Annotated in this window: 12 protein-coding genes and 1 pseudogene; 6 read left to right on the top strand and 7 right to left on the bottom strand. The window is 71.4% G+C overall.

Annotation, left to right across the window (positions count from 1 at the left end; genetic code table 11):
* Window positions 1-254: pseudogene (locus AB0873_RS06995) on the bottom strand (hypothetical protein); the annotation flags it as partial.
* 462 nt (window positions 255-716) lie between these two features.
* Between AB0873_RS06995 and AB0873_RS06990 the strand changes: the two are divergent.
* Window positions 717-1,658, top strand: coding sequence for a polysaccharide deacetylase family protein (locus AB0873_RS06990; protein WP_366598780.1), 942 nt, complete (start codon window positions 717-719; stop codon window positions 1,656-1,658).
* Window positions 1,659-1,720: 62 nt separating this feature from the next.
* A complete protein-coding gene (locus tag AB0873_RS06985) occupies window positions 1,721-2,020 on the top strand; it encodes a DUF1540 domain-containing protein (RefSeq protein ID WP_155330536.1) in 300 nt (99 codons plus the stop codon).
* 62 nt (window positions 2,021-2,082) lie between these two features.
* On the opposite strand, the gene AB0873_RS06980 is transcribed toward AB0873_RS06985, so the two are convergent.
* Window positions 2,083-4,089 (bottom strand): protein meaA, encoded by a 2,007-nt coding sequence (locus AB0873_RS06980; RefSeq protein ID WP_366598779.1) that lies wholly within the window; start codon window positions 4,087-4,089, stop codon window positions 2,083-2,085.
* Between the two features lie 151 nt (window positions 4,090-4,240).
* Here AB0873_RS06980 and AB0873_RS06975 point away from each other — a divergent pair, with 151 nt between their 5' ends.
* Together AB0873_RS06975 and AB0873_RS06970 are read left to right on the top strand one after the other, a co-directional pair.
* A complete protein-coding gene (locus tag AB0873_RS06975; RefSeq protein ID WP_366598778.1) occupies window positions 4,241-5,089 on the top strand; it encodes an ABC transporter ATP-binding protein in 849 nt (282 codons plus the stop codon).
* Window positions 5,086-5,931, top strand: a complete 846-nt coding sequence (locus AB0873_RS06970) for an ABC transporter permease (RefSeq protein ID WP_366598777.1) — start codon at window positions 5,086-5,088, stop codon at window positions 5,929-5,931. Before AB0873_RS06975 ends, AB0873_RS06970 begins: the two co-directional genes overlap by 4 nt.
* A 90-nt stretch (window positions 5,932-6,021) precedes the next feature.
* Here the strand turns inward: AB0873_RS06970 and AB0873_RS06965 are convergent, their stop codons facing one another.
* Together AB0873_RS06965 and murA are read right to left on the bottom strand one after the other, a co-directional pair.
* On the bottom strand, window positions 6,022-6,870 hold the full coding sequence (locus AB0873_RS06965) for a 3-hydroxyacyl-CoA dehydrogenase family protein (RefSeq protein WP_366598776.1): 849 nt from the start codon (window positions 6,868-6,870) through the stop codon (window positions 6,022-6,024).
* Window positions 6,871-6,964: 94 nt separating this feature from the next.
* On the bottom strand, window positions 6,965-8,392 hold the full coding sequence (murA, locus tag AB0873_RS06960; protein ID WP_366598775.1) for a UDP-N-acetylglucosamine 1-carboxyvinyltransferase: 1,428 nt from the start codon (window positions 8,390-8,392) through the stop codon (window positions 6,965-6,967).
* Between murA and AB0873_RS06955 the strand changes: the two genes are divergently transcribed.
* Window positions 8,391-8,963: a cob(I)yrinic acid a,c-diamide adenosyltransferase gene (locus AB0873_RS06955; RefSeq protein WP_155330530.1), complete on the top strand. Its 573-nt coding sequence runs from the start codon at window positions 8,391-8,393 to the stop codon at window positions 8,961-8,963. The genes murA and AB0873_RS06955 overlap by 2 nt on opposite strands.
* A 47-nt stretch (window positions 8,964-9,010) precedes the next feature.
* Window positions 9,011-9,379 carry a VOC family protein gene (locus AB0873_RS06950; RefSeq protein WP_366598774.1) on the top strand — a complete coding sequence of 123 codons (369 nt, stop codon included), beginning with the start codon at window positions 9,011-9,013 and terminating at the stop codon, window positions 9,377-9,379.
* A gap of 9 nt (window positions 9,380-9,388) precedes the next feature.
* Here the strand turns inward: AB0873_RS06950 and AB0873_RS06945 are convergent, their stop codons facing one another.
* The 3 genes from AB0873_RS06945 to AB0873_RS06935 form a co-directional block, all read right to left on the bottom strand.
* Window positions 9,389-9,844: a DUF2550 domain-containing protein gene (locus tag AB0873_RS06945; protein WP_366598773.1), complete on the bottom strand. Its 456-nt coding sequence runs from the start codon at window positions 9,842-9,844 to the stop codon at window positions 9,389-9,391.
* 13 nt (window positions 9,845-9,857) lie between these two features.
* On the bottom strand, window positions 9,858-10,142 hold the full coding sequence (locus tag AB0873_RS06940; protein WP_155330527.1) for a F0F1 ATP synthase subunit epsilon: 285 nt from the start codon (window positions 10,140-10,142) through the stop codon (window positions 9,858-9,860).
* Between the two features lie 87 nt (window positions 10,143-10,229).
* Window positions 10,230-11,372 (bottom strand): LCP family protein, encoded by a 1,143-nt coding sequence (locus tag AB0873_RS06935; protein WP_366598772.1) that lies wholly within the window; start codon window positions 11,370-11,372, stop codon window positions 10,230-10,232.
* Window positions 11,373-11,437 lie beyond the last annotated feature (65 nt).

Raw genomic sequence — 11,437 nt, 5'->3', positions numbered from 1 at the left:
TTCTTCGTCGCCGCGATGATCGCCTTCACATTCGCGGTCTGCTCGTCGTCCAGGTCGATGCGGGACTGCTTGCCCTGCACACCGTGCGGGATCAGGGTGTTCTTGTCCACCGTGTCAGCCTGCACGGCGGCGGCGAGCGGCGTGGTGCCGACCGTGCCGGTGGTGGTGTCGTGGTTGAGCGGGCCGGCGGCGAGACCACCGGCGACGGCCAGACCAGCGATACCGAGAACGCTCTTACGCAGCATCGTGTTCATCACGAGAAGCTCCATTCGGGGGAAGGGCACCCGCGCCGACAAAAAGGGGGGAACTCAGGCGACGGGTGCGACGTGCGGCTCGCAGGCGCGGTCCGCGGGGGTCGGACCGGCGATGTCCCGGGTGTCCGGACCGGCGACCACGCGGGGCGGGGGGCCCTCACGGCGCCGGGACCATGTGTAACGACCGCCGGGCCACCATCATTCCGGCCGGTGGGCCGGGGATCGCGCCCGCTCGGGGCGGCGGCCCTGCTCGATCGTCCAGGTGATGTAACGACTCCGGCCCGGCCACCATTCCGCCGTGACGGTGCCGCCGGTCACCCGCCGAACCGGACATCCGGCACACCGGCTGACAGCCGACCCGGGCGAACGGGTCATCGCACCCGTGACGTGGGAAAGGTCTCGGAGTTCAGAGCGGGCGCCGGGGGGACCCCGCGAGACCGGTGATGTTGGGATCATCTCCCGGTGCCCGTGAGAATCTCCCGCGTTCCGCTCGCCGCGACCCTCACCGCCGTGGTCGGCGCGGTCGTCCTGCTCACCGTCCCGGCCCACCTCCGCGAGCCGGTGAACGCCAGCATCCTCTGGGTGCCCGCGCCGAGTGGGCCCGCGGGCACAGGGACGCCCTCGGGGCCGACCGACGGGCCGGTCGACACTGCGGAGAGCCGGCCCTCGCCGACGGTTCCCGCGACGCCGCCGGACGCCCGCACCCTGCCCGGCGCGACGCCGCCGGGGACGCGACCGCCGGTCGTCGACCATGGTCCACGGACCGGCAACAAGGTGGCCCTCACCTTCGACGCGGACATGACCGACACCATGCGGTACCAGTTGCGCAGCGGCGCCGTACGGTCGTACGCGAACCTGAGGATCCTCGACCTGCTGGAACGGGAACGCGTGCCGGCCACCTTCTTCCTGACCGGCAAGTGGGTCGAGCAGTACCCGCAGGTGACCCGCCGACTCGCCGCCAACCCGGGCATCGAGTTGGCCAACCACACGTACGCGCACCTGGCCTTCACGTCCGACTGCTACGGCCTACCGCGGTTGCCCCAGCGGCAGATGACCGCCGACGTGGCCCGTACGTTCGACATCGTGGCACCGTACGGCGGCCGGCAGACCCGGTACTTCCGCTTCCCCGGGCTCTGCCACGACCATGCGGCGCTGGACGCGCTGGCGCCGCTGGGCGTCACGGTGGTGGACGGGGACGTGGTGAGTGGGGACCCCTTCGCCACGTCGTGGCGGCCGATCGTCCGGGCCGTGCTGGACGGCGTACGCCCCGGCTCGGTGGTCGTCCTGCACGTCACCGAGGCGAACGCACCGATGACCGACGAGGCGCTGCCGCACATCCTGGCCGGCCTGGCCGAGCGCGGGCTGGAGCCTGCCCCGCTGTCGGAGGTCCTCCAGCACCGCTGAACCTCGCTCACGAACGCCGGCAAAAGCCTAAAATCGGGGCAAGACTCTAGAGGAGGTCGGCGATGACCGCAGCGATCGAGATGCCCCGCGTGCAGGAGTGCGTGGTCACGGCGTGCGGGTACAACCACACCGGCGACTGCCACGCCTTCGCGATCACGATCGGCAGCATGGATCACGCCCACTGCCACACCTTCATCGAGATGCCCGCGGTCCGGGCCGGGGTGGACGGCCTGATCGCGCAGGTCGGCGCCTGCCAGCGGGCGGACTGCCAGCACAACGACCAGTTGGAGTGCCACGCACCGGGCATCAAGGTCGGCCCGGACAACGACATGGCCGACTGCCTGACGTACGCCAGCCGCTGACCGCCTCAGCTGTTAGGAAGGGACCCCTGTACCACGCCAGGCGTTAACAGGGGTCCCTTCCTTCACTTCAAGCCGTTGGCTTCGCGGACTACCGTGACCAGTTCGTCGATGATCCCGGTGAGAGCGAAGTCCTTCGGCGTGAACACGCGCGCCACGCCGGCCCTCCGCAGCGCCTCGGCGTCGACCGCCGGGATGATGCCGCCCACCACCACCGGCAGGTCGCCCCGGCCGGCGGCGCGCAGGCCGTCCAGCACCGCCGGCACCGCCGCGAGGTGCGAGCCGGACAGCACCGACAGCCCGACCAGGTCGACGTCCTCCTCGACGGCGGCGGCCACGATCTGCCCCGCGGTCAACCGGATGCCCTGGTAGACGACCTCGAAGCCGGCATCGCGGGCGCGTACCGCGATCTGCTCCGCGCCGTTGGAGTGCCCGTCCAGGCCGGGCTTGCCGACCAGCAGCCGCAGCCGGCCGCTGCCCAACTCCCGGGCGGTGGCCGTGACCCGCTCGCGCACGGCGGCCAGGGTGGCGTCCCCGCCTACGCCGGCAGCGCCGGACAGGCCGGTGGGTGCCCGGTACTCGCCGAAGACCTGCCGCAGCGCGCCCGCCCACTCGCCGGTGGTGACGCCCGCGCGCACGCACTCCAGCGTGGCGGGCATCAGGTTCGTCGTGGTCGCGGCCTCCGCGCGGAGCCGGGCCAGCGCCGCGTCCACGGCCGCCGGGTCCCGGCCGGCCCGCCACTCGCGTACGCCGGTGGCGGCGGCCTCCTCCACCGCCGGGTCCACCTGCTCGATCGCCTCGGCGCCGGCCGCGGTCAGCGGGGACGGCTCGGTCTCCACGAACCGGTTCACACCGACCACCACGTCGGTGCCGGCCTCCATCCGGCGGCGCCGGTCCGCGAGCGAGGCCACCAGGGCGCTCTTGAGGTAACCGGTCTCGACGGCGGCCACCACGCCGCCCATCTCGAGTACCTTCTCCAGTTCGACGCGGGCCCCGGTGACGATGTCGTCGACGAGCGCGGTCATCACGTGCGAGCCCTCGAACAGGTCCGGGTACTCCAGCAGGTCCGACTCGTACGCGAGCACCTGCTGCATGCGCAGCGACCACTGCTGGTCCCACGGGCGGGGCAGGCCGAGCGCCTCGTTCCACGCCGGCAGCTGGACCGCGCGGGCCCGGGCGTCCCGGGAGAAGGTGACGCCGAGCATCTCCAGCACGATGCGCTGGATGTTGTTCTCCGGCTGCGCCTCGGTCAGGCCCAGCGAGTTGACCTGCACGCCGTACCGGAAGCGGCGCTGCTTCGGGTTCTCGACGCCGTACCGGTCGCGGGTGATCTCGTCCCAGAGCGCGCCGAACGCGCGCATCTTGGCGATCTCCTCGACGAAGCGGACACCGGCGTTGACGAAGAAGCTGATCCGCTGGACGACGTCGCCCATCCGCTCGGCGGGCACCTGGCCCGAGTCGCGGACCGCGTCGAGCACCGCGACCGCGGTGGCCAGCGCGAAGCCGACCTCCTGCACCGGGGTCGCCCCGGCCTCCTGCAGGTGGTAGGAGCAGATGTTCACCGGGTTCCACTTCGGCATCTCGCGCAGCGTGTACGCGATGACGTCGGCGGTCAGCCGCAGCGACGCCGCCGGCGGGAAGATGTACGTCCCCCGGGACAGGTACTCCTTGATGATGTCGTTCTGCGTGGTGCCGGCGCAGCGGGCCAGCTCGGCGCCCTGCTCGGTGGCGACGGTGCCGTAGAGGCCCAGCAGCCACATGGCCGGCGCGTTGATGGTCATCGAGGTGTTCATCTCGGCCAGCGGGATGCCCTCGAAGAGCGCCCGCATGTCGCCGAGGTGCGCCACCGGCACACCCACCCGGCCGACCTCACCGGCCGCCAGCTCGTGGTCGGGGTCGTACCCGGTCTGGGTGGGCAGGTCGAAGGCGACCGAGAGCCCGGTCTGCCCCTTCGCCAGGTTGCGGCGGAAGAGCGCGTTGGTCGCGGCGGCCGAACTGTGCCCGGCGTAGGTGCGCATCACCCACGGGCGGTCACGCTCGGGCAGCCGACCCGGGAGAGCCTTCTCGTCCATGGCCGGAGTTTAAGTTACCGTTCAGTAAAACGGGTTGTGGAAAACCACACAGGTCCATGTCGCGGACGCCGGGTCGGGAAGCGCCCGGTATGGCCGCAACCGCCACACCCCGGACGGCCGCCGCCGGCGGCCAGGCCGCACACTTGACGGCATGGATGACGAGCTCGCGATCTCCGTCCGGGGGCTGCGCAAGGCGTACCGGGAGACCGTCGCCGTGGCGGGGGTGGACCTCGACGTCCGCCGGGGCGAGGTGTTCGCCCTGCTCGGCCCGAACGGCGCCGGCAAGACCACCACCGTCGAGATCCTCGAGGGGTACCGCAAGCGCGACGCCGGCGAGGTCTCGGTGCTCGGCAGCGACCCGGCGGCCCCCGCCTCCGACTGGCGTTCCCAGGTCGGGATCGTGCTCCAGGGCACCGGCGAGTTCGACGAGCTGACCGTCTCCGAGGTGGTGCGCCACTTCGCCGGCTTTTACGCCGACGCCGAGGACCCGGACAAGGTGATCGCCCGCGTGGGGCTGGCCGACAAGGCGAAGGCCCGTACGCACAGCCTCTCCGGCGGCCAGAAGCGCCGCCTGGACGTGGCGCTCGGGATCGTCGGCCGCCCCGAGCTGCTCTTCCTGGACGAGCCGACCACCGGCTTCGACCCGGAGGCGCGGCGCGAGTTCTGGGAGCTGATCCGGGACCTGGCGGCGGCCGGCACGACGATCGTGCTGACCACGCACTACCTCGACGAGGCGGAGGCCCTGGCCGACCGGGTCGGGGTGATCGCCGGCGGGCGGCTGGTCGAGGTCGCCGTACCCGAGCGGCTGGGCGACCGGCACGAGGCTCTCGCCACGGTCTCCTGGCGTACGCCGGAGGGGGCCGTGGAGAGCGTGGCGAGCGCGACGCCGACGGCGCTGGTGGCGGAGCTGGCCGCGCGCTTCGGCGGCGAGGTGCCCGGCCTGACCGTGACCCGGCCGACGCTGGAGGACGTCTACCTGAGGATGATCGGACACAGATGAGCACCACGATGACGCCGGCCACGCCGGCCACCGCGACACCGCGGCGCCGGCCGGGCCCGGTCGCCCTGGGCCTGCGACAGGGTCGGCTGGAGATCACCCAGTTCCTGCGCAGCCGGGAGTCCGTCGTCTTCACGCTGGGCTTCCCGGTGATCATGATCATGATCTTCGCGTCCATCTTCGACGGCGAGATCGCACCGGGTGTGCGCTTCACGCAGTACTTCGTCACCGGCATGATCGCAACCGGTCTGATGACGGTCAGCTTCCAGAACCTCGGCATCTGGATCCCGATCGAGCGGGACCGGGGGGTCCTGAAGCGCTACCGGGGCACGCCGATGCCGAAGTGGGTCTACTTCGCCGGCAAGGTGATCCTGGTGGTGGTGGTCGGCGTCGCCGAGACCGCGCTGCTGCTCGCCGTCTCGGCCGCCCTGTTCGACCTGGAACTTCCCGGCACGGCAGCCAAGTGGCTGACCTTCGGCTGGGTGTCCGCGCTCGGGATCACCGCCTGCACGCTGTGCGGCATCGCGATCTCCTCGCTGGCACGCAGCTCGCGCAGCGGCTCGGCGGTGGTCACCCCGGTCGCCCTGGTGCTCCAGTTCATCTCCGGGGTGTTCTTCGTCTTCACCCAGCTGCCGAGCTGGATGCAGCAGGTGGCGGCGCTCTTCCCGCTCAAGTGGATGTGCCAGGGTCTGCGCTCGGTGTTCCTGCCGGAGGCCTTCGGCACCCAGGAGCCGGGCGGGTCCTTCGAGCTGGGCCGGGTCGCCCTCGTGCTGGGCGCCTGGTGCGTGATCGGCCTGCTGCTCTGCCTCGGCACCTTCCGCTGGACAACCAACCGCGACGGCTGACGTGTAAGGAAGGGCCCCTTATTTACGTCTGCGGTAGAGGCGGGGCCCCTTGTTAACAGCTGCTGTCAACAAGGGGCCCCGCCTTGCATCTCAGTACGAGTAGAAGCCCTTGCCCGTCTTGCGGCCCAGGTCGCCGGCGGTGACCATGCGCTGGAGCAGCTCCGGCGGGAAGAACTTCTCGTCGGCGGTGTCGGTGTAGATGTTCTTCGCGGCGTGCAGCAGCACGTCCACGCCGGTCAGGTCGGTGGTCGCCAGCGGACCCATGGCGTGACCGAAGCCGAGCCGGCACGCGGTGTCCAGATCCTCCGCCGAGACCACGCCGGACTCAACCAGCTTGACCGCCTCCACCACCAGCGCGGCGATCAGCCGGGTGGTGACGAAACCGGCGATGTCGCGGTTCACGACCACCACGGTCTTGCCGATCTCCTCGGCGAACGCCTTCACGGTGGCGAGGGTCTCGTCGCTGGTCTTGTAGCCGCGGACCAGCTCGCAGAGCTTCATCATCGGCACCGGCGAGAAGAAGTGGGTGCCGACGACCGCCTCCGGGCGCTCGGTGACGGCGGCGATCTGGGTGACCGGGATGGCGGAGGTGTTGGTGGCGAGCACCGCGTCCGCCTTGCAGATCTTGTCCAGCGCGCGGAAGACCTCGTGCTTGATCTCCAGGCGCTCGAAGACCGCCTCGACGACGATGTCCGCGTCGGCGACCGCCTCCAGGTCGGTGGTGGGGGTGATCCGGCCGAGCGTCGCCTCGACGTCGGACGCCGGGATCTTCCCCTTCTCGGCGAACTTCTCCAGCGACTTCCGGATGCCGTCCACGCCGCGCTTCGTGGCCGCGTCGTCCAGGTCCCGCAGCGTCACCTGCCAGCCCGCCTGCGCCGCCACCTGGGCGATGCCCGAGCCCATCAGCCCGGCCCCGACGACCGCGAGTCGACCCGCCATCTGCTCACTCCCTCGCCTGATTGGGTGTCTGCCTGCACCCTAGTCGGCGGGCCTGAACGAGTGCTAAGGGCGGTGCCCGGCGCAGCCCGACCCGTCAGATGGTGACGGCCGGCTCCTCGGGCGCGGTGTCACGCTCGACCTCGACGCCGAGCGCCCGCAGGTCCGCCACGAAGTCGGGGTAGCCCCGGTCCACGTGGTGCACGTGGGAGACCTCGGTGACCCCGTCGGCGCAGAGCCCCGCGATGATGAGGCCCGCCCCGGCCCGGATGTCCGTCGCGTGCACCGGCGCCCCGGAGAGGCTGTTCCGGCCCCGGACCACGGCGTGGTGCCCGTCGGTCTTGATGTCCGCTCCCAACCGCATCATCTCGTTGGCGAACATGAACCGGCCGTCGAAGATGTTCTCGGTGATCAGGGAGGCGCCGTCGCTGACCGCGGCGAGCCCGATCGCCATCGGCAGCAGGTCGGTGGCGAATCCCGGGTACGGCAACGTCACCACGTCGACGGCGCGCGGCCGGTCGTCCATCCGCATCCGGAAGGCGTCCTGCCGCGTCTCCACCAGCCCGCCCGCGGACACCAACTTGTCCAGGGCCAGCTCCAGGAACGCCGGGGGCACCCCGGTCACGGTCACGTCCCCGCGGGTCATCGCCGCGCCGAAGGCCCACGTGCCGGCGACGATCCGGTCTCCCACCGTGGCGTGCCGCACCGGGCGCAGCCCGGGGACCCCGACGATCGTCAGGGTCGACGTGCCCGCGCCGTCGATCAGCGCCCCCATCTGGTTGAGCATCGTGCAGATGTCGACGATCTCGGGCTCGCGGGCGGCGTTGTCGATGACCGTGGTGCCCTCGGCGAGGACCGCCGCCATCACCAGGTTCTCGGTGGCGCCGACGCTGGGGAAGTCCAGCACGATCTCGGCGCCGCGCAGGCCGTGCGGGGCCGAGGCGATCACGAATCCGTGCTCGCCGGCGATGTCGGCGCCCATCCTCGTCAGCCCCGAGATGTGCATGTCCAGCCCGCGCGAGCCGATCGCGTCGCCGCCCGGATGCGCGACCCGGACACAGCCGCGTCGGGCGAGCAGCGGGCCGAGCACGCAGATCGACGCGCGCAGCCGGCGGACCAGGTCGTAGTCGGCCTCGGCGCCGGGCAGCTCGGGCACGTCGATGGTGACCGAGCGGGACCGGGCCACACCGCCGTACGCCACCATCGGGTCCACCGGGTCGTCCGCGTCGAACCGGACGTCGCAGCCCAACCGGCGCAGCACCTCCCCCATGATGGCGATGTCGGTGATCCGCGGGACGTTCGTGATCACGCTGCGGCCCGGCGCGAGCAGGGCGGCGGCCATGAGTTTCAGGGCCGAGTTCTTCGCGCCGACCACGTGCACGGTGCCGGCCAGGCGGGCGCCGCCGCGGACCCGGATGACGTCGACGGCGTTGGCCGCCGGGTCACCGGGCCCGACGCCGGCCGGCCAGGCGGGCTCCGGCCGGGCCGGGATGGTCAGGTCCGGTATCCGTAGGCTGTGCGTCATGGCCGTCCACCTCACGCGCATCTACACCAAGGCCGGCGACGCCGGCATGACCAGGTTGAGCAACAACGAGCAGGTGCCGAAGACAGATCCCCGGATCGCCGCGTACGCGGACGTCGACGAGTGCAACGCGGCGATCGGCGTCGCGCTCGCCCTCGGGCAGCTCGACGAGGAATTGCGCGACGTGCTGGGGTCGATCCAGAACGACATGTTCGACGTGGGCGCCGACCTGGCCACCCCGGTCGAGCCGGATCCGAAGTACCCGCCGCTGCGGGTCACCGAGGAGTACGTCGAGCGCCTCGAGGGCTGGTGCGACGAGTACAACGCACGCCTCAGCAAGCTCGACTCCTTCATCCTCCCCGGCGGCACCGCGGGCGCGGCGCTGCTGCACGTGGCGCGGACGATCGCCCGACGCGCCGAGCGTGCGGCCTGGGCCCTGGTCGCACACGACCCTGATCGGACCAGCCCCCTCCCGGCAAAGTATCTCAACCGGCTCTCCGATCTGCTCTTTATCCTGGCAAGAACGGCAAATCCGGCGGGAGATGTGCTATGGGTGCCCGGCGGTAACCGCTGACCGGGCAACCGCCGCCCGCCCGCACCGGCGCGCTGCACCACGTCGAGGTGTGGGTCCCCGACCTGCCCGACGCCGTCGGCAGCTGGGGATGGCTCCTCGGGGAACTGGGGTGGAAGCCGTTCCAGGAGTGGCCGGCCAGCCGCTCCTGGCGGCTCGGCCCCACCTACCTGGTGCTGGAGGAATCGCCCGCGCTGTCCGGCCGGGTCCACGACCGGCTCGCCCCGGGCCTCAACCACCTCGCCTTCCACGCCGGCCCGCCGGCCGCCGTCGACCGGCTGGTCGCGGCGGCGCCGGCGCACGGCTGGTCGCTGCTCTTCCCCGATCGCCATCCCCACGCCGGCGGCCCGGAAACCTACGCCGCCTACCTCAGCGACGGTCAGGGGTACGAGGTGGAGCTGGTCGCGGCGATCGGCTGAGGGGGTGCCTCAGGCGGCGGGCCAGTCCTGGGAGGCCAGACGCGGCGAGACCGCCCCCGGAGGGGCGGCCTCGAGCCAGGAGAGGAACCCGGTGACGGTGGATCGCGCCATGGCGATCTCGACCGGAGCGTGATGACTGGTACAGCGGAGGATGACCCAGTCGGCGGGCATCGCGAAGCGCTCCTGCCCCTCGGGCAGCCGGCGGCGCTCCACCGCCAGACCCTTCCGGGAGAGGACCCGCTTCGGGCGGAGGGCGAAGCTGAACATCCGGTACCAGCGGAGCTCGTCACCCATGAAGCGGCCGAAGCCGGGAGCCCAGCCTCGGCCGTCGAGCATGGTGGAGGTCCGGACGCTGAGCCGGATGATGCCTCCGCTGCGGGTGACCAGTGCCCGCCGGACGAAGAGAAACAGGAGCGCGCCGAGGAGGACGGCGACGCCGATCCCGATCCCTTCGACGATCTCCATCTCCGGTGTCGGCTCAGCGACCGTGCGCGGCGGAGACCGGGGTGGCGCTCTCGGCCAGGACGGTGACGCCCTCGGCGCTCACCGACAGGAAGCCGCCGGCCACCTCGTATGCGACCTGCTCACCGCCGGCCAGCTTGATGCGGACCTGGCCGGGCTCGGCGAGCTGGCCGAGCAGCGGCGCGTGCCCCGGCAGCACACCCAGCTCGCCCTCGGTCGTCCGCGCGACGACCATCTCGGCCTCGCCGGACCAGACCTTCTCCTCGACGGCTACGAGCTCGACGTGAAGCTGCTGTGCCACGCTGTCTCCTTGCTGCGGCGGCGGTGTGCCGAAAGTCTAGTCGCGCCGCCGGCCCGCCCGTAACGCGGGTGGCGAGACCTGCCTCACTCAGCTCGCCTTGTTCTGGAATTTCGGGTGCTCCAGCAGGAAGGCGTCGAGCTGCTCGTTCTTCAGCGACGTGAAGAAGTCCTGTACGGCGGGCTCGAAGCGCTCGCCCAGGTACTTCCCGTTCTCCATGATGCCGCCGCCCGGCAGCTTGATCATCTGGATATTGTTCGGGCGCAGGTTCTTCAGCGCCAGGCCGTAGTCGACGACGCTGTGCCCCCGGCCGTTGAAGACCAGGGACTGGCCGGCCGCCCGGAGCACCTTGTCCAGCTTGATCGGGTTGGTCACCACGTCGGCGCTGAACGCCTGGCTCGCCATCGCCTTGACGAACTGCTGCTGGTGGCGCTGCCGGCCGTAGTCGCCGTCCGGCACGCCGTTCTTCGGGTAGCGCTGCCGGACGTAGTCCAGCGCCTGCCAGCCCTTGAGGTGCTGGGTGCCCTTCTTGTACTCGGCCTGCGGTCCCAGGTACCCCCCGCCGCCCGGCCTCAGCTCCCGGTGCGTGCCGTCCGGCCTACGGTGCTCGGAGCGCACGTCGCGCTCGATGTTCATCGTGACGCCGCCCATCGCGTCGACGATGCGGATGAAGCCGCTGAAGTTGATGATCGCACCGGCGTCGAACCGCTCGATGCCGGTCACCTGCTCCACGGTCTTCGACAGGAGCTGGAAGCCCTGCGCCGCGTCCGGGTTCTGCCCCTGCCTGCGGCTACCGTGCGACATCGCGGCATTCAGCTTTTCCCGGCCGCCGTTGTAGCCGGCCTGGCTGAACGCCGGGATGTCGACGTAGAGGTCGCGGGGCAGGGAGAAGAGGTACGCGCGGTCGAGGCCGGCCGGCACGTGCAGCACCATGACCGAGTCGGCCAACGGCGGCTGCTCCGGCTTCCGGGGGTCGACGCCGACGAGCAGGATGTTGAGCGGGCCCTTGATGTCGCTCTTGCGCTCCTTGGCGCCGGCGGCCTGGTCGCCGAAGAGGTCGGCCTTGCCCACCGCGCCCTCGTAGCGGGCCATCAGCGCCTCGGTGCCCACCAGGACGGCGCCGCTGAGGAACATGAGGACGGCACCGAAGACGGTGCACACCCGGGCCCACCGCGGCACGCCTGCCCACACGGACGGCTTCCCACCGCCCTTGCCGGCCTTACCCACGATCATCTCCGTTCGTCACGCCCACGATGAGGAGACGGGCGTACGCAGCCGTTGGTTGCACGGTTCCGCGC

This window comes from Micromonospora sp. NPDC047707 (assembly GCF_040704235.1).
In the GTDB taxonomy this organism is placed as follows: Bacteria; Actinomycetota; Actinomycetes; order Mycobacteriales; family Micromonosporaceae; genus Micromonospora.
The sequence above is the reverse complement of the archived record's forward strand: the minus strand, read 5'-3'. Positions and strand labels throughout refer to the sequence as shown.

What these genes read in the sequence shown, in the direction of transcription:
- AB0873_RS06955 (WP_155330530.1), top strand. Translation starts at nt 8,391, where the DNA reads ATGGCCGTCCACCTCACGCGCATCTACACCAAGGCCGGCGACGCCGGC.
- AB0873_RS06975 (WP_366598778.1), top strand. Translation starts at nt 4,241, where the DNA reads ATGGATGACGAGCTCGCGATCTCCGTCCGGGGGCTGCGCAAGGCGTAC.
- AB0873_RS06980 (WP_366598779.1), bottom strand. Translation starts at nt 4,089, where the DNA reads ATGGACGAGAAGGCTCTCCCGGGTCGGCTGCCCGAGCGTGACCGCCCG.
- murA (WP_366598775.1), bottom strand. Translation starts at nt 8,392, where the DNA reads ATGACGCACAGCCTACGGATACCGGACCTGACCATCCCGGCCCGGCCG.
- AB0873_RS06965 (WP_366598776.1), bottom strand. Translation starts at nt 6,870, where the DNA reads ATGGCGGGTCGACTCGCGGTCGTCGGGGCCGGGCTGATGGGCTCGGGC.
- AB0873_RS06935 (WP_366598772.1), bottom strand. Translation starts at nt 11,372, where the DNA reads ATGATCGTGGGTAAGGCCGGCAAGGGCGGTGGGAAGCCGTCCGTGTGG.
- AB0873_RS06985 (WP_155330536.1), top strand. Translation starts at nt 1,721, where the DNA reads ATGACCGCAGCGATCGAGATGCCCCGCGTGCAGGAGTGCGTGGTCACG.
- AB0873_RS06945 (WP_366598773.1), bottom strand. Translation starts at nt 9,844, where the DNA reads ATGGAGATCGTCGAAGGGATCGGGATCGGCGTCGCCGTCCTCCTCGGC.
- AB0873_RS06970 (WP_366598777.1), top strand. Translation starts at nt 5,086, where the DNA reads ATGAGCACCACGATGACGCCGGCCACGCCGGCCACCGCGACACCGCGG.